The following is a 22,651-nucleotide window of genomic DNA, read 5'->3' on the forward strand; positions in this document are numbered from 1 at the left end:
CGTGAACCTGCGCCGGCGACGGCGCGAGCTGTTCGCGACGCGCCTTTCCCGCGACAATGCACGGACTGCGCGCGGAGCGGCGTGCTTGAGCGCGACTCGACCAGGACACAGATGCGCACTTTCGTACTGCGGGCACGGGCGGCACCCACCGACAGCCGGAAATTGCTGGCATCGGTCGGGCAAGAGGCGCATACCGAGATCCTCGCGCACACGCTGATGAACGCGGTGTTCGTGGCGCAGTCGCATCGCGCGGATGTGGTGGTCTACCTGGTGCTGGAAAGCACCCAGGATTTCTCGCGGACGATCCGCTTCGAGCCGGAGGCCATGCACGACATCGGCGGCTTCGACGAGCGCTCGCTGCTGGGCAAGGTCGCCAAGGCGCTGGATGCTTCGCGCGGCATGGGCAAGGAAGAGGCGCGGCCGGTGGAATCGGGCGTGACCGTGCGCACGCTGAGCTTCGAACGGCTGGTGCAGGAACTCGCCGTCGACCACCAGTTGTTCATGATGGACCGGAAAGGCGCGCCGATCCGCGAGCAGGCGTTCGAGGGCAATCCCTGCTTCCTGCTCACCGACCACATCCCGATGCCGAAAAAGACCTTCGCCAGCCTGGAACGGCTGGGCGCGAAGAAGCTGACGCTGGGATCGAAGATGCTGTTCGCCTCGCAATGCGTGGTGCTGATCCACCACGAGCTCGACCAGCGCCCGGGACCCGCCGGCTAGCGCGTTTCGGGGCTGGCGGTCTCAGGACAGGAATCCGGCCAGGCGCTGCATCTCGTCATCCAGCGCGTTGCGGAAGGCGGCGTCCTTGGGCGCGGCTTCGACATGGCCGAAGTCCGCTTCCACCCGTCCGTCGCGCACGCCGACATTGGCCCAGCCGATCATCCGCTCCCGCCACAGCATCGGCAGCGCGTAGTAGCCGAACACGCGCCTGGGCGGCGGCGTATAGGCCTCGAACTTGTAGATCCAGCCCCAGAACAGCTCGAAGCGGCGCCGGTCCCAGACCACCGGGTCGAACGGCGCCAACAGGCGCAAGGCGTCGTCCACCGCATGGCGGCGGGAACCCGGGTTCTCGCCCGCCGGCCAGTACCAGTTGACGCCATCGATGCGGCAACTCGGCAGGGAGTCGCGCGCATGCCCGAGCGCGGCCTGCACCTGCGCCTGCAGATGCGGCGCGCCATACCCGAGCAGGCGCGCCAGGTAGGTCAGGCTGGCCGCAGGCAGCGGCGCGTACGTGCGCACCACCAGCCCGACCAGTGCGGTGGCGCGACGCATACGCCCGTCGGGACTGTCGTCCGCCGGCGGGTGCGCGGCCACTTCATAGACCCGGGTGCCGCCGTCGCGCCGCTGCACGCGCAGCAGGCCGCGATAGTGCAGGCCGTCGAGCAGTTGGGTGCTGGCATTGCTGGATCCGCCCCAGTAATTGCGCACCCGGCCGTGGGCGAAATGCCGTTCGACCTCGCGCGGGTGCACCCGCCCGCGCTCGCGGACGAAGGCCAGCACCTCGGCGGCGCGCTTGCGGGTCGCCGCATCCCAGGCATTGCGCGGTTCGCGCGGATGCATCAGGGCGACATGCTCGCGCGGCAGGAAGCCGTAGTTGACCAGGCAATCCTCTTCCAGCGCGAGCCGCGGATAGCGCCGTTCCAGGTCGCCGGCGCGGTAATCCGCGACCCGGTGGCGCAGGGTCAGGTCCTGCGCGCGCGCCGGTGCGCGGATCGGATCGGCCTGCACGAAGCCCAGGCGCCGGATCGCGCGCGGCAGCGTGGTCGGCTCGAACAGCGTGCGGGCGATGGCGTAGCGGCGCAGCGCATCGAGGGTGGGATCGGCCATGGAATGGAGGCGTCGGCGGGAAGGGGGACGGGGCGATTCGAACGCAGGCTAGCAAGCGGGTGCAGATCCCGGGCATGCGCGCGGTCCGGGGCCGGCCGCGACGCGCCCGCCCCCGCCGCCGTTCATCGAAACGCAAGTCTGGGCTGGCCTCATCCGCCGTCGGGGAACGTATAGTTCGACGAGCATGGCGGGCACGGCGCCCGTCCACGAATGGCGGAGGAAGGTCATGGGTCTGATCCAAGCGGTGGCGGGTGCGGTCGGCGGGATGCTGGGCGACCAGTGGAAGGACTTCTACACGGTGCCGGCCGGATTGCCGTCGACCGCGGCGCTGTTCGCCGCGGTGCCGCAGGGCACCAATGCCGGGCGCGGTTCCAATACCCACGGCTCCTCCAACATCATCAGCAACGGCTCCAAGATCGTGGTGCCGGAAGGCTACGGCCTGCTGCTGTTCCAGGACGGCAAGATCACCGGCTTCGTCGCCGAGCCGGGCGGCTACGAATGGCGCTCGGACGACATCAACTCGAAGTCGATCTTCGCCGGCGACGGCATCGTCAGCCCGCTGATCATGCAGAGCTGGGAACGCTTCAAGTTCGGCGGCCAGCCGGGTTCGCAGCAGGCGGCGTTCTTCGTCTCGCTGAAGGAATTGCCGGACAACCGCTTCGGCACCCAGTCGGAGATCTACTGGGACGACGGCTTCCTCAACACCCAGGTCGGCGCGGTCACCCGCGGCTCGTACACGCTGAAGATCGTCGACCCGATCCTGTTCGTGAAGAACTTCGTGCCGGCCAGCTACCTGCAGCCCGGCCAGGTGTTCGATTTCACCGACCTCGACAACGCCGCCGCCGCGCAATTGTTCAACGAAGTGGTGGGCTCGCTGGCACCGGCCTTCAGCCTGTACACCAACGACCCGGGCAAGGGCAACCGCATCAGCAAGCTGCAGCAGGATTCGCTCGGCTTCGCCAGGAGCCTGTCGGACGCGGTGGAGAACGGCTACCAGTGGAAGTCGGACCGCGGCCTGGCCATCGTCAAGACCGCCATCGTCTCGATCGAATACGACGCCAACACCCGCGAGCTGCTGAAGACCGTGCAGCGCGCCGACGCGCTGTCCGGCGCGCGCGGCAATTCCAACCTGCAGGCCAGCGTCGCCCAGGGCATCCAGTCGGCCGGCGAGAACGGCGGCGCGGCGGGCCTGATGGGCGTGGGCATGGCCACCGGGATGATGGGCATCGGCGGCCTGCAGCAACCGGCGGCGCCCGCTGCGCCAGCCGCGGACGATCCGGTCGCCAAGTTGAAGAAGGCCAAGGAGATGCTCGACCTCGGCCTGATCACCCAGCAGGACTACGACGCGCTCAAGGCCAAGGCGCTGGGCCTGTAAGCCACCCATCGCGAGACCGCCATGTCGAACACCACGCCGCCGCCGGTGCCGCCCACCGGCCCTGGCTCGCCGCGGGACGTGCCGCCGTTGCCCGGGACTTTCCCGGTCGACCCGGCCAGCCTGCCCGAACCGATCCGCGATGAACTGCAGGCGCCGGATCCGGTCGCCATCGACACCGCATCCGAGGAGTTGAAGGACGGCGCCAACCGCTGCCCGAAATGCGGCTCCACCGAGATCAAGCAGCGGCCCGGCACCGATCTGCTGGTCTGCCTGTTCTGCCGCAACGAATGGCATGGGCAGCGGGTCGAGGAGGAATTCGGCTTCGGCGAGGGCATCGACCAGCTCAAGGGCACGGTGATCGCCTCCGGCGCGCGCGACATCCAGGCCGACGCCGCCAGCCTGATGAGCTTCAAGTGCGGCGGCTGCGGCGCGGAGGTGACGGTCAACACCGAAACCGCGATGACCGCGCGCTGCCACTGGTGCCGGCACGTGTTCGGCGTCAACGAACAGGTGGCGAACGGCGCGGTGCCGGACGCGGTGCTGCCGTTCCACATCAAGAAGGACGACGCGGTGGCGCGCATCCGCCAGTTCGTCGACAAGCGCCGGCTGTTCGCGCTGAAGGCCTTCAAGGAACAGTTCACCCCGGAGAACGTGGTCGCGGTCTACCTGCCGTACATGATCGTGGACGGCAACGCCAGCGCGGACGTCGCCGGCCATGGCGAGATCAAGACCCGCGAGTACACCCGCGGCAGCGACGACAACAAGAAGACCTACTACGACGCCGACGTCTACCAGGTGCAGCGGCACGTGGATTTCACCGTCGACGACCTGCCGCTGGAATCCTCGCGCGAACGCGGCAACCTCAACACCCGCGTCAACACCAACAACATCATCAACACCATCCTGCCGTTCGACACCAAGAACGCGGTGAAGTGGAACGCGTCCTACCTCAACGGCATCACTTCGGAGAAGCGCGACCTCGACGTCGAGGAACTGCGCCCGCAGCTGGAGGACCAGTTGCTGTCGATCGCGCGCGCGCAGGTCGAGGACTCGGTCAACCGCTACGACCGCGGCGTGCGCTGGGAACGCGAACGCCTGGACGTGCACGGCACCCGCTGGGTGTCGATGTACCTGCCGGTGTGGCTGTACTCCTACCACCAGCCCGGCGGCAACGGCGGCATGCTGCACTACATCGCGGTGAACGGCCGCACCGGCGAGACCATGGGCAGCGTGCCGGTGCAGCAGTGGAAGCTGCTCGCGGCGGCGATCACCGTCGGCACCTTCCTGGAAGGCATTGCACTCTGGATCGTGGGGAATTCGTCATGAGCGACGATGGTGGCTTGGGGCTGCTCCTGCTCGGCCCGGCCGGCGCCACCGGCCTGTACTGGATGCTGTACCGGTATTACCGCAACACCGACAAGTCGCATGCCTTCGAGCGCGAGACCAAGGTCGAGGCCAAGCCGGTCACCGGCGCGGAACAGGACCGCAAGGTCGACGAGGTCAAGGGCACCCAGAGCAAGCGCATCGAGGACGACAACGTCCACGACTACCGCGATCGCGTGGAGCGCATCCGCGGCGACTCTTCCTGATGCCCGACATGTCGTGGGGCCGGGGAACCTGCGCGCGTCGCGCATGTCCACCGGCCCTTCTGTTTGCCGGCGCAATGCCGCCGGATCGCCGGGGGCCGGCGCACGCCGGTTCGGCCGGGCGGAGCCGGGGCGTCCTGGCCTGCTTGCCTGCGAAACGGCGTAGCTTGCGGGAGGCATTCCCGGCACCGCTCCTGCATCGAAGACGGGCCAGGCAAACGAGGGCGTGAAATGGATGCAGCGACGGGCGTAGTGCCGGCGAGATACCGGGATTTCCACTTGTGGATGCTGGTTCCGTTCGCGATTTCGGTCCTCGGGTTCTCGTACAGCTACTACCTGAACTTCGCCGGCGCCACCTTCCACCAGCATGTGCACGGCATCTCGGCGACCCTCTGGTACATCCTGGTCGTGGTGCAGCCGTACCTGATCGTCCGCAAGAAGGACATCGCCGGCCATCGCGCGCTCGGCGCGATCGGGACCCTGCTCGCCGGGATGGTGGCGGGCAGCGCCCTGACCATCGTCCCCCGCAACATCGACGACGTCGCCACGCTCGACCGCAACGGCTTCTTCAACCCGACCTTCGCCTACTTCGCGGTGATCATCGACGTGCTGCTGGTGAGCATGTTCGTCGCCAGCGTGGTGCTGGCGGTCCTCGCCATCAAGCGGCGCGATGTCGCCGGCCACGTGCAATGGATGATGGCGTCGGTGTTCTTCGTGCTCTCGCCGGGCTTGGCGCGGATGTTCGGCATCGCGGCGATCGTCGCCAACCAGGGCGACATGGCGGGGATCTCGCTGGTGAAGCTGGCGGTGCCGTCGATGCTGGCGATGATGGCGATCATCGCCATCTACTACCGCAAGTTCGGCAGTTACCGCCATCCGTCGTTCTGGCTGCTGATGGCCTGCCACCTGCCCTATCTGTTCGTCGAGCGCGTCGGCAACGACGCAACGGTCCGCGGCGTGCTGGCCGCCATCTTCAAGTAGCGCCGATCCGCGCAAGCGGAGCCGGAGGACGGCTCCCACGCGGTGCCGGGACCGAATCGCTCCGGACTCGCCTGCCGATCGGCGCCCGCCCTATTCCGCCAGGGCCTTGACCAGGTCGTACAGGTAATCGCGGCCGACATAGACCGAACGCACTTCCAGCCGTTCGTTGAGGCCGTGCGCGCCGTTGCCGTCGGGATCGCCCCACGCGCCCGGAACGCCGTAGGTCGGGATGCCGACCGCCGCCAGGTACAGCCCGTCGGTGGCGCCGGTGGAAATCGACGGGATCACCGGCACGCCCGGGAAATAGCGCGCGCTCAAGGCTTCCATCGGGCCGATGATGGCCGGATCCAGCGCGGGCGGCGTGGCCAGCGGCTTGTCCTTGCGCGCCAGCTCGATGCCGATGCCGGGATTGCCGATCACCCGCGCCAGCGCCTCCCTGGTCTCGGCCGGGGTATGGCCGGGGAAGATCCGGCAGTTGACGTTGCTTTCGACCCGCTGCGGCAACGCATTCACCGCATGGCCGCCATCGATCATCGTGGCCACGCAGGTCGTGCGCAGCATCGAATGGAAGCCCTTGTCGGTGTTGACCACCGCCGCCGCCCTGGCGTCGCCGGGATCCTTGGCCAGGGCCACCATCGCCGCCCCCATCGCGTCCTTGCGCGCGGCCCCGGCGCGCGCGAAGAACACCCGGGTGGTGTCGTTGAACTCGGCCGGGAATTCATGTTCGCGGATCTTCAGCAGGGCCTCGGACATCGCGTAGATCGCGTTCTCGCGCACCGGCTGCGAGCTGTGCCCGCCGGGATTGGTGGCGACCAGCCTGTAGTCCTGGTAGATCTTCTCGCCGACCTGGATCGATTGCGCGACGATCTTGCCCTTGCCGTCGGTGTCCCCGCCGCCGCCCTCGTTGAGCGCGAACGCGGCGTCGATCAGTTCGCGCCTGTGGTTGGCCAGGTACTGCGCGCCGTTGAACGCGGTATCGGTTTCCTCGCCGCAGGTCAGCGCCATCTTGACCGTGCGCGCCGGCTTGTAACCGGCCTGCCTGAAGCGGATCAGGGTGTCGGCCCAGGTCGCCGCCATCATCTTGTCGTCGGCGATGCCGCGCGCGTAGTAGTAGCCGTTGTCCTCGATGAGCTTGAACGGGTCGCGCACCCAGTCGGCGCGCTTGGCCGCGACCACGTCGATATGGGCCAGCAGCAGCAACGGCTTCAAGGTGGCGGAAGTGCCGGGATACACCGCGACGAGCCCGCCTTCCTTCGGATGCTCCGGCACCGAGAACGGAACCAGCTGGTCATCGGCGAAACCCGCCGCCTTCAGGCGCGCCGCGATCTGCGCGGCGGCCCGGGTGCAGTTGCCATTGGTGACCGTGGTGTCGGTTTCGACCAGCTCCTTGTACAGCGCGAAGAACCGCTGCTGGTCGGGACGCAGCGGCCCCATCGCGCCGGTCGGCACCTGCGACGCCACCGGGCCGGCGGCAAGCAAACACGCGGCGAACGCAAGCAGCGAAGACTTCATGACGCCCCCTGGCCTCGATCCATGGCCCGCTTTTACACCCAAGCCGGGCCGCACGGGGGAAAAGTTCCGGGGCAGCCACCGGCATCGGGCTCGACCATGGCCGGACCAAGGCAGCTGGATGCCTCCGGCATCGCCCCGGGAAGGCGCCAGCAAGCGCTCAAGCCGGTGCGCGTCCGGACCCGCTTTTCTTCGCGCGCCGCCAGCCCATCCAGACGATCGCGACGATGAAGAACGCGCTGCACAGCCAGCTGCCTTCCGGCCCCTCCGCGCCGCCGGTCAGGGCATCGCTGCCCTGCGGGCGCAGCGCCACCAGCAGCGCCGGCAGGTGCGCATCGATGCCGGTCACCGGCAACTCGAACCCGGTCGCCAGCAGCCAGTTCCAGCCCGTGTGCCAGCCCATCACGCCCCAGATGTTGCCGCTGTGCAGCGCCCACACGCAGGCGAACAGCGAGAACAACAGCGTGCCGGCGACGACCAGCGGGGCCTGGTGCGGGCTGTAGTGCAGGAGGCAGAACGCCAGCGACACCAGCAGCACCGCCCACGCGGTATTGGCCCTGCGCGCCACCGCCGACAGCAACCAGCCGCGGAACATCACCTCCTCCACGCTGGCCTGGAAGCTGAAGCCCAGCAGCAGCAGGCCGATCTGCAGCAGGCTGTCCGGCGACCGCCAGGCGGCGCCCACCTCCGCCACCCGCATGCCGCCGGCAAGCACGATCGCCAGCACGACCAGTCCGATCGTGAGCATGCCGATCGCCACGCCGCGCAGGAATGCCTGCAGCGGTGCCGGACCGGCCAGGCCGATGCTGGCCATCGACCGTCGCTCGACCAGGCGCACCCAGGCCAGCACCAGCAGCAAACACGGCGCGAACCCGATCCACAGCAGCGCATGCAGGCCGGCCAGGCCGATCGGATCGCCGTTCGCCATCGACCAGTGGCGCGATTGCATCCAGCCGTCCAGCGCGACCACCGGCAGCGCGTTGAACAGGATCAACAGGATCGGCGACAGCCAGGCCCACGGCAGCCAGCCGCGCGCGGGTTCCGGCGAATACGGGGCAACAGGCGGCATGCGCGCTCCGGGAAGAGGTGGTTGCCGCTACGCCCATCCACGGATGCGGATCGGTTCGCGCGGCACCGCCGCAAATTGCCGATGCCGTCGCAGCACGGCAACCGGCCTGCGACGAACCCCTGGTTTCGGCGGATGGAGCGAGCCGGCACGGGTGCAAACGCGACACCTACGCGGGACGCCGGCGTGCTCGGCGGGCCTTCTGCGGCTACCCTCACCGCATCGCCGGGGGACGCAACGGCATGAGCAGCTTCGAATTCGTGTTCGGCATGATCTCGGTGATCACCTCGCTGGCGCTGACCCGCCTGCTGAGCGGCTGCGCCGGGCTGTACCGGCATTCGGACCACATCCGCTTTTCCTGGCGGCATGCCTGCTGGACCGCGATGGCCCTGATGCTGTTGCTGGGCAACTGGGCGGCGTTCTGGCAAATGCGCAACATCCGCGTCTGGAGCGGGCTGGAGGCGCTGATCCCGCTGCTCTTCGTCAGCGTGCTGTACGCGTTCTGCGACCTGGTCATGCCGGACGAACCCAGGGACGGCCAGCGGCTCGACCTGCGCGAGTACCACGCCCGGCACGGCCGGCGCTACAAGACCCTGCAACTGCTGTTCTCGATGATCGCGGCGCTGGTCGTCGCGCGCCGCAGCCACGGCATCGGCGACTGGCTCGCCGGCTCCGGCTTCGCGCTGGTGGCGGCCGGTTGCAGCCTGGTCGCATTGCGCACCAAACAGGTGTGGCTGGACACCCTGGCCGCGGCGGTGCTGCTGGCGATGGCGCCGGTGTTCCTGTGGATGCACCTGCGGGGCTTGTCCGGATAGAGCGCAGTAGCTGCGGCGGCGCTCAATTCGCGGGGCGGTTGGCGGACAGCGGCAAGGCCGTGCCGCCGGCGAAGGATAGCAATGTCGCATTGCGCCGCAACATCGGATTGCCCTTTCGTACAGTGCTTTGGTGCACTGCACATCCCCAGCATCGGCGTGGTTTCCACCGCACCCGGGAGGGCACGCCATGATTCGCGAACCGCACCCCGCTTCCCGCTTTCGCACCATGCAACGCATGTCCCGGCGCATCGCGGCTGCCGGCCTCGTCCTGGCGGCGCTGTGGATCGGCAACGCGGCCGCGCTGGAATGCGGCAGCAACAACGGCTACACATGCACCGGGACGCAGAACCAGTACGCCGGCGGCTTCAATCCCGGCGTCGGCTATGGCGGCTTCGGCGGAGGCGCCTGTACCGCGACGAGAACCCCGGTGGTGTTCATCCACGGCAACGGCGACAGCGCCATCAGTTTCGACATGCCGCCCGGCGCGGTGTCCGGCTACAGCACGCCCGCGCGATCCCAATACGAGGAACTCAAGGCCGCGGGCTACAACGACTGCGAGCTGTTCGGCGTCACCTACCTGTCGGCGGACGAGCGCGCGAACCCGCAAATCAACTACCACGAGCCCTACACCTACAACCTGCTCAAGAACTTCATCGACAAGGTGAAGGCATACACCGGCAAGCCGCAGGTGGACATCGTGGCGCACTCGCTCGGCAGTTCGATGGCGCTGGCGATGATCAAGTACAAGGCCTACCAGGGCAGCGTGCGCCGCTTCGTCAACATCGGCGGCGGCATCCGCGGCCTGCAGACCTGCCTGTACAGCGGCTACCAGAATCCGCTGGCGCAGACCTGCAATGCCGAAGCCTATGCCTACCCCTACGACTACTACACCTTCGGGCTGTATCCGAGCAGCGGCGTGGCCTACTACGGCTACAACCGCTGGACCGGCAGCGGCAGCGGTTCGCTGCGCACCCTGCCCGCCAGCTGGGGCGCGATCCGCTTCTACACCATCACCGCCGGCCTCTACGACCAGGTGCACTGCTTCACCTCCAACAACGCCGGCACCTGCCCCAGCGGCGCCCTGTTCAATCCCCGCAGCAACGTGATCGCGCAGGTCGGCGTGGGCTTCGGCAGCAGCGCCTATGCATACGACTGGGACTGGAGCGACGGCATGCCCTACAACGCCGGCGGCGGCGACAACAGCCGGGGCGTCGGCCATTTCCGTTCACTCGCCAACACCGGCCTGATCCTGCGCAACATGCTGACCACGACCTGCACCACCGGCTGCGCCAGCGGCTATGCGGGCGTGAACGGACCGGCCACGAACCTCTGAAGCCAGGCACGCGCCAAGGCGATGGAAACAACGGGCGCCGCACCGGCAGCGCGGGCTCGAACGGCAGTGCGCTTCAGGCAGGAAGTCCAGCCCGGCTCCGCGCCGCCGGGGCGCGCTACGCCGTCACTTCGCGGGGGGAGCGGGATCGTCCGACGGATGATCGACGATGTACAGCCAGCGCCCGTCGACCAGTTTTTGCACGTCGGTGTAGCGCCCGGTCTGCACCGATTCCGCCTGGCTGGCCTTGTCGACCATGCGGATGACGTAGGTGCCCCATGACACCCGGCTGTCGCCGACGCTCTCCTGGCCGATGTTCGTCATCTGGAAGTCCTTGACGGTGGCGCCAGCCAGGAAATGGGCGAAACCGTCGCGGATCGCGGCACGTCCCTTCGCCATCGAACCACCGGGGAACCAGATGATCGCGTCTTCGGCGTAGCAGGCCGCGATCGCATCGGCATCGCCGGACTCGAATGCGCTCGCGAAGCACTCGCCGGCCGATGCCGCGGGCCTCGCCGCCATCGCGCCGCCCGCTGCCAGCGCTCCACCGCACAACAGCAGGGCGATCCTGAAACGGTTGGGTGCATGCATGGCGGATTCCATCGGGCCGGCGCAGGTGCCGTACCCGAGCCCAACGCCGAGCCGAACCCGCGGCGGCCAGGACGCGGCAAGACGCCGGCTTCCCGGGCGCCCTCCAAGCGGGAATGCCGCCCTATCCCTTCCTCGCCGCCGCCAGCGCGGCCTGCAGCACGCGGGCATACGCCACGCGCGCCGGGCCCGCTTCCCGGGCGGCCGTTTCCAGTCCCTGGATATAGGCGGCGCGCAAGTCCTGGGCGTTGTAGAGATGGCCGAGTTCGTCGATCGTCCTGGCAACCGCATCGCGCACGTGCCAGTCGACATTGGCGCCAGTCTCGGCCTGCCTGGCGAAGTCGACGACCCGAAGGAGATGCGGCGTGACGAGACCGACGACGGTGGCTTTCACTTGCTGGACCCGGTTTGCAGTGGACGCAAAAGATAACGCAACGCGCCGTCGAGGGGTCGTGCCGCGATGCCTCACACCGACAAGCCCACGTCGCCTTCCACCACCGTCTGGGTCATCCGCGGCGGCTCGCCGGCCTTCCACAGCGGCACTTCGTGGCGGACGCGGTAACGCAGCGGGCCGCCGTCGTTGCCGGGCGCGCGCGCGATCGGGCGCGGGATGCAGACGAACTCGGTCACCATCTTCTCGGCGTCGCAGCGCACGGTGGCGTAGCCGTGGCCGCCGTTGTCCACGAAGGTCAGGTGCGGCGCCAGCTCGGGATTGCGCACCGCCAGCGCCTTCTGCACGTCCTTCGATTCGGCGTACGCGAACGCCGAGCGCACGCCGTGGCGCAGCGTCAGGTTCTGCGTGGCCTGCGGCCTGCCGTCCTTGTCTTCGGCGATGTACAGCGCGCGGGTCGGATTGTTCTCCTTCTTCTGGGTGTACTCGTTGGCCTCGGCGCTGCCGACCGAACTCATCGAGCCCCCCACGAAGCTGACGCCCACCGGCTCGAAAGGCGCATTCGGCGGCAAGCCCTTGGCCGCGTAGCCGGCCCAGAAGCTGTGGCGGTCGCCGGCGACGATGGCGAACCCGGTCATGCCGGCATCGCGCACGGCGTCGTAGATCTCCGCGCGCTCGTGGAACACGCTGCCCCAGTCGTAGACGGTCATCAGGCCATAGCCCTTGCCCTTCCAGTTGCCGATGCCGGGCGGCAGGTTCTGCGGATCGACGCGGGTTTCCAGCGTCCCCAGCGAATTGCCCCAGACCTTCCAGGTGGCCTTGGCATTGCGCAGCCTGTCGATGAACCAGGCCTTCTGCGTCGCGCCCAGCATCGATTGCGGTGCGGCCTTTGCCACGTAGTTGTCCACGCTCCTGTCGCCGATGCTGAGCTTGTCGGGCGGGTGGCCGCCGTCGTACGCGCGGCCGGCATCGAGCTGCGCCCACAGTTCCTCGGGCACGAAGCCGAGGGTGTCGCCTTCGAACAGCGGACCGATCTCGTCGTGGTTGCCCGGATCGCGCGAGCGGAAGCTGCGGTTGTCGGTCAGCAGCAGGTCGATGTGCCGGCCCCAGCGCAAGGCGCGATAGATGATCAGGCTGTTGATCGCGGCCAGGTTGTTGGGCTCGGTGCCCAGGCCGGTGTCGTCGAAGTCGCCGGGCTTGAGCAGCACGTCTTCGACCGTCGGCGCGTTGAAGGTGTCCAGCTTCGAGCCGGGCGGGAGCACGCGCGCCGGCTGGTATTCGAACCAGGCCTGGTTGCCCGCCACTTTCAACCGCTGCCCGGGCACCCAGCCGTCGGTGCCGGCGAATTCCTGGATCGACTGCCAGCCGTTCCAGGAGATCTCGTGGTTGTCCCAGACGCAGACGAACGGCCAGCGCGCGCGCGCGTCCTGCAGGTCCGGATCCAGCAGGTAGGCCTTGTAGCAGACGCGGTAATCCTCCAGCGAGTCCGGCACCCAGAAGCGGTTCCTGGCGACGACCTTGCCCTTCGGAAACGTGATCGGGAAGGTGAGCTTGCGATCGTAGCGGCCGTTCTTGACCTGGTCGGGGTACTGCACGACTTCGTAGATGAAATCGCCCAGGTGCAGCACGAAGCCGAGGCGTTCTTCGCGGCTGGCGTTTTCGTCTTCGTGGATCATCCGCCGGTAGCCGTTGTTGTAGCCCTCGGGCAGGCACTGGCAACTGACGAAGGCGAACTTGGCCGGACGCGGGTCGTCATCGGCGGGTGCGGTGAGCGTGCGGCCGATGCGGCTGCCGTTGCCCGCCTCGTCGACGAAGCGGTACCAGTATTCGCCGGCCGGCGGCAGGTGGCCGACCAGCACGCGGCAGGTCCAGTCGGACGCCGCCTGCACCTTCGCCGAGGCGGTGGCGATCACCCGGGTGAACGCCGCATCCTCCGCCACTTCGACGATCAGCATCGCGCTGTCGCGCCCGTCCGCATACGGGCGACGCGTCCACAGCAGCACGCTGTCGGCATCGGGATCGCCGGAGGCGACGCCCTGCGGATACAGCTCGCGACGCTCGCGCCAACCGCTTGTCGAGGGATGCACGGAGGCGCAGCCCCAGGCCAGGGTCGCGCCCATGGCAGCGGCGAGTTTCAGGAAGTGGCGACGGTCGACGTTCGGCATGGCGGCTGCTCCCCGCAGCGGATCGCGATGATCGATGCGGGAACGCTAGACCGGCGCGCGGACCGGGGAGCGTGCCGGAAGTGGGGGTGAAAAAAGTCGCCGTGGAAGTCGAGGCTTTGTTTGCGATGCCGTGCAACCGCCGCAGCCGTTGCTGTATCCGATGTCTGCATACCCCCTGCCCGACGAGGCTGCATGAAATCCCTCCCGCTTGCCCTGGCCACCTTGCTGGCCATCTCTTCCCCGCTGTTCGCCGGCGAGGGCGCCGTGCGGGTGCAGGACATCGACGCGCTGGTCGCACGCCATGCGGCACTGGACATGTTCTCCGGCAGCGTGATCGTCGCCGACCACGGCAAGGTCGCGTATGCCGGCGCCTACGGCCAGGCCAACAAGGATCACCGGATCCCGAACCGGCTGGACACCAGTTACAACATCGGCTCGGTCGGCAAGATCTTCACGGCGGTGGCCATCATGCAACTGGCCGAGGCCGGCAAGCTGCGGCTGGACGACACGCTCGCGAAGTACCTGCCCGACTATCCCTTCCCGGAGAAGGATGCGATCACCATCCGGCAACTGCTCAACCACTCCTCCGGCCTGGGCGACTACATGGAGCAAGACGACTACAAGCGCAGGATGCGCGAGATCCACACCATCGCCGACATCCTGCCGCTGATCTACGCGCAAAAGCCGCTGTTCCCGCCCGGCGAACGCTTCGGCTATTCGAATTCCGGCATGGTCGTGCTGGGCGCTATCGTCGAAAAGGTGAGCGGCCTGAGCTACCCCGACTACCTGCAGCGGCACATCTTCGGCCCCGCCGGGATGCGGGACAGCCATCTCGCGCAGGAAGACGACCTGCTGGCGAACCGCGCCATCGGCTACCTGCCCAACCCGGAGGGCGGCTACCGCGCGAACCTGCGCGAGATCATGCCGGCATCGGCCGATGGCGGACTGCACACGACGGCGCCGGACTTGCTGCGCTTCGACCAGGCGATCGGCGGCAATGTCCTGCTCCGCGCCGACAGCCGCCAGCAGATGCTGACGCCGACCGGCCCCGTCCCCTTCTATGCCAGCGGCTGGTTCACCAAGCGCGTCGACGGGCATCTTGCCGTCGGCCATGGCGGCGGCGCACCGGGCATCAATGCCGAATTCCGCCGTTACCCGGACGATGGCGTCACGGTGATCGTGCTGTCCAACTACGACATGGGCGCGACGCCGCTGGCCGAGGACATCGAGAAATCGCTGTTCGGCCTGCCCTACACGCTGCCCACCCAGGTCGATGCCGACTACGCGCGCGCCGAGCAGTTCATCGAGCAGGGCCATGCGCCTGCCGCACTGGCCATCCTGGACCGCCTCGCCGGCGGCGAACAGCCGCACCTGCCCGCGCTCTACGCCGGCGCCAAGCTGCGCATCGGCGGCAAGGTCGAGCTGGAGCAGGCAGTGACCGCGCTGACCCGCTACATCGAACTCGCCGCCGCCGATGCCCAGCCATCGCGCGCAGCCGCATGGTGGCGCAAGGGCAATGCGTATGAGCTGATCGGCAAGACCGCCGAGGCAAGGAAGAGCTACGAAGCGGCGCTGCGGCTGGATCCGGACGACGAACAGGTGCGGAAGTCGCTGCAACAGTTGCACTGAACCAGCAAGCCCGCGCCGGTCAACACCCGCGTTGCGAAGTCACAAGCCGAGGTGTCGCGACAGCGCCTGGCGCACGCGTTCGGCATAGGCCTGCGATCCAAAGTTGCCCGCGTTGAAAACGCCGCCCGGGCCGGCAAAGGCGGCCATGCCGGAGAAGGTGGGCCGCGGCAGCACGACGACCTGCCAGCGCTCGTCATGGTCGGCATCTTCCCAACGCCGCACTTCGACCTTGGCCACATTCGTATGGGTCAGCCGGGTGGCGGTCTCGCGCCCCCACGCGCGGCGCTTGACCACGATGGCGCCCGGCGGATAGCTCCACGTGTCGCTCCAGCCTGACAGGCCCGCACCGATCATCCTGATGCCGATGGAGGCCGCACCCGCGATGATGATGCCGAAGACCGGCGTGGCGATGCTGAGCGGCCACAAGCCGCGGCCCAACTCCCACACCGGCAAGCCCACGATCAGCGCGCCGAAAGCCACCACCACCGCCCGCATCGGCCAGGGAAACTCGCGGCGCACCAGCGGCAGATCGGATTCGAATATCGCGGCGGTGTCGTCGGCAGGCATGCGCCATGGTAGGCCACAACCCTAAACCCGGGTCAGTAAACCCGGGTCAGAGTCGACTTTTCCGATACGAAAACGCGCCATCTGCCGATATCCGCGAAACCCGCACCGGGTCAGCCTGCACCTGTCCAGCCAGACGGATCAGCCCATGCCCCGCCCGCTCCGCATCGACTTCCCCGGCATCCCGCAACATGTCATCCAGCGCGGCAACGACAGGCAACCCTGCTTCTTCGACGATGCCGACTACCTGTGTTATCGCAGTGAGCTGCGTGACATGGCACGGCGTGAAGGCTGTGCAGTGCACGCCTACGTGCTGATGACCAACCATGTGCACCTGCTGCTGACACCGCTGCAGCCGGGCGCGGTGGCCAGGACGATGCAATCGCTCGGACGCCGCTACGTTCGCTACATCAATGCGACGTACGGACGCACAGGAACGCTGTGGGAAGGACGTTACAAGGCCAGCCTGGTGGGCGATGGCGACTACCTGTTGCGTTGCCACCGCTACATCGAACTGAATCCGCTGCGGGCGGGCATGGTCGCCGACCCATGCGACTACCGCTGGTCCAGCCACCGCGCCTTGGCCTTCGGCGAGGCGGATCCGCTCATCACGCCACATACCGACTACCTGGCGCTCGCGGCCACGCCCACTGCACGCCAGCACCGCTATCGCGCGATGGTGATGGACACCGTCGATCCAGACGACGTTGAGGCGATCCGCCTGCATCTACGCCGCCAGCATCCCTACGGTTCGGAGCGCTTCCGGCAGGCCATCGAAGCGCAACTCGGCCGCATTGTCGGCCCGCAGAAGATCGGACGACCGAGGAAAATGGGGGTCAGAAAACGGGGGTCAGAGTCGACTTTCTACCTGATCTCTGAAAAAGTCGACTCTGACCCCCGTTTTCCCCCTGATCTCTGAAAAAGTCGACTCTGACCCCTGTTTTCCCATGGTCGAGGCCAAAACCCGACGGTTCGCCGGCGTCAGGCCGGCGCATCGGCCGGCCAAGGCCAAATCAATCATCGAAACGGGATAAGTGAACCTGACCCCGTTTTTTCCCTTGATCCGACCCCTCTTTTGAAGCCTCGTTGCTTCCTCAGCGACCCGATGCACCAAGCAGAAACTCCATCTCCGTGTCCTCCTTCACCCGAACACGCTTTTCCATCTCAATCAACTCTGCTCGTATGCGATCCAAGTCGCTAAGCGAGAAGAATGACCCATGATTCGCAAACGCCTTCCAAACCGGATCGCTCGCCCCGAACGAGCTAAAGGGCGTTGTCGTCTCTGGTTCAGCGTAAATCGATAACTCTTCACGCAGATCTTTCATCGCCACCATCGCAGGGAAGTGACTTTCCGAGCAAACCTCTCTCACGAACGAGAAAAGATTCAACAGAGCGCGCGCCTTCTTATTGTCAGCAATCATGAACCCGACAGTCGAGTCATCGCTCGGCCTATGCAGGCCCACAAACATCGTAAGCACCAATTCCTTCCACTTTGCATGGGTCAACTTACGCTTGTAAGACTTTCCGAAAGTCTTGCGAAGGCTTGGAATTAGATAGAACTCCTCTACAACTGCAGGAGACAATTCGTACAAGTACCTCAGCACGTTGTCGACTGCAAACTGACTAGAGCCTTGTGATCCATAGCGCTCTATGAGCGCTTTCTGAATATTTCTATTGGCACTTTGAATGTACTTTGCCGTGAAATACTCTTGAAAAGATCGATGCACGAAAGAGAGATCCAAGCCTTCCTCGACAAGCAAACACACTGCTTGCTTAGCGTCTTCGATGAAGCCGGATTCGGAAATATCGCGTGACGATGCGAGTTTCTTAGCAATCTTTACGAACTTGGCAGCATCCGTAGACGCAAACCTAAAAACACCTTCGTTAAACGTAATAGTCGAGAATGCGGCAAACAAAGCTGAGAACTCGGATATATCTAGATCCGTCTCGCGCTCTCTTCGATACCCTTTGTACGCATCATGTTTCTCAAATAGAGCTATGTACGCGCGCTCATAAAATGAGGAGAACCTTTTTGGGATATCCGCTGAGTGACCATATGTGAGCAACATGATCGACAGCAGAAGAGGGTTTGAAAGAAATGAATGGTGACTCTCAAATAGACCGCTTCGAAGGCTGTCAATGAACCTAACTTTGATTCCCTCATCATCATCAAATCGGATCTTCTCGACGAGTTCGCATGCCTCCTCCAACTCAAGCGGCGCCATCCTCACACGCGAGAAAAGCTCCCACCCCTCTAACGTCAGGTCAGGCCTTGAAGAAACAACAATCTTGCAATCAGTTGATGTAGAGATTCGGCGTATCTCATTTGCCAACTTGCGGCGCCGCGAAAAATTCACCTCATCCAAGCCATCTAAGAGGAGCACAACTTGCCCCTGCTTAATCGCCTTCTTCGCGTAGTCCACTCCGAGAGGGAAACCGTTGGCGACCATGTGCGCCACTAGAGCATCCTCTAACCCAAGATCGGCGTCATCATTCAGCGTCCGAAGCTCGAACAGGACCGGATACGCAATACCTCGCTCGATTGAATCGAGCATCAGGTACCTCATGAAGACCGTTTTCCCGGAACCACCCGTTCCATCCACTATGACTCGCGGGCCAATCTTTAGCAGCGAGTCGAGATTAGCCTTCTCAAGTCGCCTTGAGCCGCGAGACTGAGTCAGGAGAGAAGTGGGAACGTAAAATTCATCCAAATACTGAGGTTCGTCGCGAACAAAGAAGGTTCTAGCTTTGCAGTAGTTCTTCAGTACAGCCGTGCAGTACTGAATATGAGCGTTGCGAAACTCAAACTCGACGAAATCGCCAGCCTTGGTCACTGCTTTCGCAGCAGCGAGCGCGGTGGGAAATAGTTGCATAGCTCTGTCAACAAATGAGACTGCGTCTGCCGCACTCACCATAAATTCCCCGTCAAGTTCGAAACATCAACACTTCTGCCGCGAATATCGCGCTCGTATTTCGTCAAATTACTCGCCAACACGCACGTAAGGGACTGGGAATCTAAGCCGTCCACAATCACTTCCAACTGCAGAAACGCTCACATATTCCGCCTGCACCCCCGCCCACATCGTACAACGCATGCGAGATCCGCCCAGAGAACTCAGACGCAGCGTTCAAAACACAGAGGCCGTCAAATAGACGGCCTCGAAAAATTCGCAACGTAAAAACCTCACATATTCCGTCGGTACTCCCCACCCACATCGTACAACGCATGGCTGATCTGCCCCAGCGAATGCGTCTTCACCGCCTCCATCAGCGATTCAAACACATTCCGCCGCTCGCGGGCGGTCGCCTGTAGCGCGCGCAAGCCCTCGGCCGCAAATCCATTGCGATTCCCCTGATACCCCGCCACGTTCGCAATCTGCTGCCCCTTCTCCCCTTCCGTCGAACGGATCAGCTCGATCTCGGTGACGATGTCGCCGCCGTGCTCCTTCGGCAGGAAGGTGTTGACGCCGACCAGCGGCAGGCTGCCGTCGTGCTTCTTGTGCTCGTAGTACAGGCTTTCTTCCTGGATCTTGCCGCGCTGGTACATGGTGTCCATCGCGCCGAGCACGCCGCCGCGCTCGCTGATCGCCTCGAACTCCTTGTACACCGCCTCTTCCACGATGTCGGTCAGCTTGTCGACGATGAAGCTGCCCTGCCACGGGTTCTCGCAGAAGTTCAGCCCCAGCTCCTTGTTGATGATCATCTGGATGGCCACCGCGCGGCGCACCGATTCCTCGGTGGGGGTGGTGATGGCCTCGTCGTAGGCGTTGGTGTGCAGGCTGTTGCAGTTGTCGAACAGCGCGTACAGGGCCTGCAGCGTGGTGCGGATGTCGTTGAACTGGATTTCCTGCGCGTGCAGTGAACGCCCGCTGGTCTGGATGTGGTACTTCATCATCTGGCTGCGCGGGTCGGCGCCGTAGCGCTCGCGCATGGCGCGGGCCCAGATGCGGCGGGCGACGCGGCCGATCACGGTGTATTCCGGGTCCATGCCGTTGCTGAAGAAGAACGACAGGTTGGGGGCGAAGTCGTCGATCTTCATCCCGCGCGCCAGGTAGTACTCGACGATGGTGAAGCCGTTGCTCAGGGTGAAGGCGAGCTGGCTGATCGGGTTGGCCCCGGCCTCGGCGATGTGGTAGCCGGAGATGCTGACCGAGTAGAAGTTGCGGACGGCGTTGTCCACGAAGTACTGCTGGATGTCGCCCATCATGCGCAGGGCGAATTCGGTGCTGAAGATGCAGGTGTTCTGCGCCTGGTCTTCCTTGAGGATGTCCGCCTGCACGGTGCCGCGCACGGTGCGCAGGGTCTCGGCCTTGATGCGGGCGTAGGTCTCGGCATCGACCACCTGGTCGCCGGTCACGCCGAGCAGGCCGAGGCCGAGGCCGTCGTTGCCGTCCGGCAGCATGCCGCTGTATTCGGGGCGGGTGCGCCCTTCGTACAGCTTTTCGATCTTGGCGTGGGCGACGTTCCAGCGGTCGGTGTCGGCGCGCAGGTATTTCTCCACCTGCTGGTCGATGGCGGTGTTCATGAACATCGCCAGGATGATCGGCGCGGGGCCGTTGATGGTCATCGACACGCTGGTGGTGGGCGCGCACAGGTCGAAGCCGGAGTACAGCTTCTTCATGTCGTCCAGCGTGGGGATGTTGACGCCGGAGTTGCCGATCTTGCCGTAGATGTCCGGACGCAGCGCCGGGTCTTCGCCGTACAGGGTCACGCTGTCGAAGGCGGTGGACAGGCGCGCGGCGGGCTGGCCGACGCTGAGGTAATGGAAGCGGCGGTTGGTGCGCTCCGGCGTGCCCTCGCCGGCGAACATGCGGATCGGGTCCTCGCCGGTGCGGCGGTACGGGTACACGCCGCCGGTGTACGGGTAGGCGCCGGGCAGGTTTTCCTTCTGCAGGAACACCAGCAGTTCGCCCCACGACTTGTAGGTGGGCGCGGCGATCTTCGGGATCTGCTGGTGGCTGAGCGATTCGCGGTAGTTCTCGACGCGGATGGTCTTGTCGCGTACCTGGTATTCGTTGACCGGCTCGGTGATCGACTTCAGGCGTGCGGGCCAGTCGCGCAGCAGCTTCAGCGCTTCGGAATCCAGCGACTGGATGGCATCGTTGTAGCGCTGGCGCAGGGTCTTGAGGCTACGGTCGTCGCCTTCCAGCAATGCGGCTTCGTCGTACAGCGCGAGTTGCTTCGGCAGCTTGGCATCGCCCAGTTCATGCAGCGCCTGCCACAGCGATTGCGCGCGGTCGGCGACTTCGGCCTGCGATTCGATGCGGGCGTTGATGCCGCGGCCCTGCTCGGCGATCTCGGCGAGGTAGCGCACGCGCGAACCGGGGATCAGCACGGTGGCGCGCGGTTCCTTGAGCGAGGTGTCGATGTTGGGGACAAGGAAACCGGGGTGGAAACCGGGGTCAGAGTCGACTTTCCCCGTTTGATCATCGCTGCTGGCACCATCGCCACCGGAAAGTCGACTCTGACCCCGGTTTCCGAGCTTCTCGCGCAGCAGGCGGCACAGGTTGGCGAACATCCAGCTGATGCCGGGGTCGTTGAACTGGCTGGCGATGGTCGGATAGACCGGCACGTCCTCGTCCTTGGTGGCGAAGGCGACGCGGTTGCGCTTCCACTGCTTGCGCACGTCGCGCAGCGCGTCCTCGGCGCCACGCTTGTCGAACTTGTTGAGCACGACCAGTTCGGCATAGTCCAGCATGTCGATCTTCTCGAGCTGGCTGGGCGCGCCGAAGTCGCTGGTCATCACGTACATCGGGAAATCGACCAGGTCGACGATCTCCGAATCCGACTGGCCGATGCCGGCGGTCTCGACGATGACCAGGTCGTAGCCCAGCGACTTCAGGAAGCTGATGCAGTCCTTCAGGACGACATTCGTGGCCATGTGCTGGCGACGGGTCGCCATCGAGCGCATGAACACGCGCTTGGAGCGCAGCGAGTTCATGCGGATGCGGTCGCCGAGCAGCGCGCCGCCGGTGCGGCGACGGGTCGGGTCGACCGAGATCACCGCGATGTGCATGTCCGGGAAGTTGGACAGGAAGCGGTTGAGCAGCTCGTCGGTGACCGAGGACTTGCCGGCGCCGCCGGTGCCGGTGATGCCGACCACCGGGGTCTTGCCGCCGGCCAGCTGCCATTCCTTGCGCAGGTGGGCGAGCGTGGCTTCGTCCAGTGCTTGTTCCTCGATGGCCGAGAGCATGCGGCCGATCTCGATCTCAAAACCGGGGTCAGAGTCGACTTTCCCCACGCGCAATTCGGTCGTGGCATTCGAACCGGAAAGTCGACTCTGACCCCGGTTTTGGCGCGCGGCTTCGGCGCGACGCACCACGTCCTCGATCATCGCCACCAGGCCCATGTGCATGCCGTCGTTGGGGTGGTAGATGCGTTCGACGCCGTAGGCTTCCAGCTCGCGGATTTCCTCGGGGGTGATCGTGCCGCCGCCGCCGGCGAACACGCGGATGTGGCCGGCGTCGCGCTCCTTCAGCATGTCGACCATGTACTTCAGGTATTCGACGTGGCCGCCCTGGTAGCTGGACAGCGCGATGCCGTCGGCGTCCTCCTGCAGCGCGGCGCGGACCACGTCCTCGACGCTGCGGTTGTGGCCCAGATGCACCACTTCCGCGCCCTGCGCCTGGATCAGCCGGCGCATGATGTTGATGGCGGCGTCGTGGCCGTCGAACAGGCTGGCGGCGGTGACGAAGCGCAGCGGGGTGGACTCGGGCTGCTGCTGCGGGAGGGTTTCGGCGGGGGTGCTCATGGGGCGCATCCACAACATTTCTGGTGACCTGCGATTGTACCGCGCGGGTTAGCATCGCCCGGACGCCACCGTAT

At 65.7% G+C, this 22,651-nt stretch carries 18 protein-coding genes; 9 read left to right on the forward strand and 9 right to left on the reverse strand.

Annotated features, from left to right (window positions below; genetic code table 11):
• Positions 1 to 111: 111 nt before the first annotated feature.
• Positions 112 to 720: a tRNA (pseudouridine(54)-N(1))-methyltransferase TrmY gene (trmY, locus tag FHQ07_RS02155; RefSeq protein ID WP_139715131.1), complete on the forward strand. Its 609-nt coding sequence runs from the start codon at positions 112 to 114 to the stop codon at positions 718 to 720.
• A 21-nt stretch (positions 721 to 741) separates the two neighbouring features.
• Here the strand turns inward: trmY and FHQ07_RS02160 are convergent, their stop codons facing one another.
• Positions 742 to 1,827, reverse strand: coding sequence for a DNA glycosylase AlkZ-like family protein (locus FHQ07_RS02160; RefSeq protein WP_139715132.1), 1,086 nt, complete (start codon positions 1,825 to 1,827; stop codon positions 742 to 744).
• 226 nt (positions 1,828 to 2,053) lie between these two features.
• Here FHQ07_RS02160 and FHQ07_RS02165 point away from each other — a divergent pair, with 226 nt between their 5' ends.
• The 4 genes from FHQ07_RS02165 (at position 2,054) to FHQ07_RS02180 (ending at position 5,769) form a co-directional block, all read left to right on the forward strand.
• The gene (locus tag FHQ07_RS02165) at positions 2,054 to 3,202 is read left to right on the forward strand and encodes an SPFH domain-containing protein (RefSeq protein WP_139715133.1); all 1,149 of its coding nucleotides are present in this window, start codon (positions 2,054 to 2,056) and stop codon (positions 3,200 to 3,202) included.
• 21 nt (positions 3,203 to 3,223) lie between these two features.
• Positions 3,224 to 4,528, forward strand: a complete 1,305-nt coding sequence (locus FHQ07_RS02170) for a TFIIB-type zinc ribbon-containing protein (RefSeq protein WP_139715134.1) — start codon at positions 3,224 to 3,226, stop codon at positions 4,526 to 4,528.
• Complete coding sequence (locus FHQ07_RS02175; RefSeq protein ID WP_139715135.1) at positions 4,525 to 4,791, forward strand: hypothetical protein; 267 nt, start codon at positions 4,525 to 4,527, stop codon at positions 4,789 to 4,791. Before FHQ07_RS02170 ends, FHQ07_RS02175 begins: the two co-directional genes overlap by 4 nt.
• Positions 4,792 to 5,073: 282 nt before the next feature.
• A complete protein-coding gene (locus FHQ07_RS02180) occupies positions 5,074 to 5,769 on the forward strand; it encodes a DUF2306 domain-containing protein (protein ID WP_139715136.1) in 696 nt (231 codons plus the stop codon).
• A gap of 90 nt (positions 5,770 to 5,859) precedes the next feature.
• Here the strand turns inward: FHQ07_RS02180 and FHQ07_RS02185 are convergent, their stop codons facing one another.
• Both FHQ07_RS02185 and FHQ07_RS02190 read right to left on the reverse strand, forming a co-directional pair.
• On the reverse strand, positions 5,860 to 7,281 hold the full coding sequence (locus FHQ07_RS02185; RefSeq protein WP_139715137.1) for a M20/M25/M40 family metallo-hydrolase: 1,422 nt from the start codon (positions 7,279 to 7,281) through the stop codon (positions 5,860 to 5,862).
• Positions 7,282 to 7,438: 157 nt separating this feature from the next.
• On the reverse strand, positions 7,439 to 8,347 hold the full coding sequence (locus FHQ07_RS02190; RefSeq protein WP_139715138.1) for a CPBP family intramembrane glutamic endopeptidase: 909 nt from the start codon (positions 8,345 to 8,347) through the stop codon (positions 7,439 to 7,441).
• 239 nt (positions 8,348 to 8,586) lie between these two features.
• Here FHQ07_RS02190 and FHQ07_RS02195 point away from each other — a divergent pair, with 239 nt between their 5' ends.
• On the forward strand, positions 8,587 to 9,159 hold the full coding sequence (locus FHQ07_RS02195; protein ID WP_139715139.1) for a hypothetical protein: 573 nt from the start codon (positions 8,587 to 8,589) through the stop codon (positions 9,157 to 9,159).
• Positions 9,160 to 9,394: 235 nt separating this feature from the next.
• Positions 9,395 to 10,492, forward strand: a complete 1,098-nt coding sequence (gene phaZ7 / locus FHQ07_RS02200; protein WP_139715140.1) for an extracellular native short-chain-length polyhydroxyalkanoate depolymerase PhaZ7 — start codon at positions 9,395 to 9,397, stop codon at positions 10,490 to 10,492.
• Between the two features lie 123 nt (positions 10,493 to 10,615).
• Here phaZ7 and FHQ07_RS14270 read toward each other — a convergent pair whose 3' ends face one another.
• The 3 genes from FHQ07_RS14270 to FHQ07_RS02210 form a co-directional block, all read right to left on the reverse strand.
• Positions 10,616 to 11,080 carry a YybH family protein gene (locus FHQ07_RS14270; RefSeq protein ID WP_168191441.1) on the reverse strand — a complete coding sequence of 155 codons (465 nt, stop codon included), beginning with the start codon at positions 11,078 to 11,080 and terminating at the stop codon, positions 10,616 to 10,618.
• A gap of 121 nt (positions 11,081 to 11,201) precedes the next feature.
• On the reverse strand, positions 11,202 to 11,471 hold the full coding sequence (locus FHQ07_RS14275; protein WP_168191442.1) for a hypothetical protein: 270 nt from the start codon (positions 11,469 to 11,471) through the stop codon (positions 11,202 to 11,204).
• 71 nt (positions 11,472 to 11,542) lie between these two features.
• A complete protein-coding gene (locus tag FHQ07_RS02210; RefSeq protein ID WP_139715142.1) occupies positions 11,543 to 13,633 on the reverse strand; it encodes an alkaline phosphatase D family protein in 2,091 nt (696 codons plus the stop codon).
• Positions 13,634 to 13,825: 192 nt separating this feature from the next.
• Here FHQ07_RS02210 and FHQ07_RS02215 point away from each other — a divergent pair, with 192 nt between their 5' ends.
• A complete protein-coding gene (locus tag FHQ07_RS02215) occupies positions 13,826 to 15,262 on the forward strand; it encodes a serine hydrolase (protein WP_139715143.1) in 1,437 nt (478 codons plus the stop codon).
• A gap of 39 nt (positions 15,263 to 15,301) precedes the next feature.
• On the opposite strand, the gene FHQ07_RS02220 is transcribed toward FHQ07_RS02215, so the two are convergent.
• Positions 15,302 to 15,829: a hypothetical protein gene (locus FHQ07_RS02220; protein ID WP_139715144.1), complete on the reverse strand. Its 528-nt coding sequence runs from the start codon at positions 15,827 to 15,829 to the stop codon at positions 15,302 to 15,304.
• 145 nt (positions 15,830 to 15,974) lie between these two features.
• Here FHQ07_RS02220 and FHQ07_RS02225 point away from each other — a divergent pair, with 145 nt between their 5' ends.
• Positions 15,975 to 16,745: a transposase gene (locus FHQ07_RS02225; RefSeq protein WP_240703530.1), complete on the forward strand. Its 771-nt coding sequence runs from the start codon at positions 15,975 to 15,977 to the stop codon at positions 16,743 to 16,745.
• 175 nt (positions 16,746 to 16,920) lie between these two features.
• Here the strand turns inward: FHQ07_RS02225 and FHQ07_RS02230 are convergent, their stop codons facing one another.
• Both FHQ07_RS02230 and FHQ07_RS02235 read right to left on the reverse strand, forming a co-directional pair.
• Positions 16,921 to 18,738, reverse strand: a complete 1,818-nt coding sequence (locus tag FHQ07_RS02230; RefSeq protein ID WP_168191443.1) for an NACHT domain-containing protein — start codon at positions 18,736 to 18,738, stop codon at positions 16,921 to 16,923.
• 272 nt (positions 18,739 to 19,010) lie between these two features.
• The gene (locus FHQ07_RS02235; protein ID WP_139715146.1) at positions 19,011 to 22,577 is read right to left on the reverse strand and encodes a methylmalonyl-CoA mutase family protein; all 3,567 of its coding nucleotides are present in this window, start codon (positions 22,575 to 22,577) and stop codon (positions 19,011 to 19,013) included.
• Positions 22,578 to 22,651: the final 74 nt, after the last annotated feature.

It is taken from the genome of Thermomonas aquatica (genome assembly GCF_006337105.1).
Lineage (GTDB): Bacteria > Pseudomonadota > Gammaproteobacteria > Xanthomonadales > Xanthomonadaceae > Thermomonas > Thermomonas aquatica.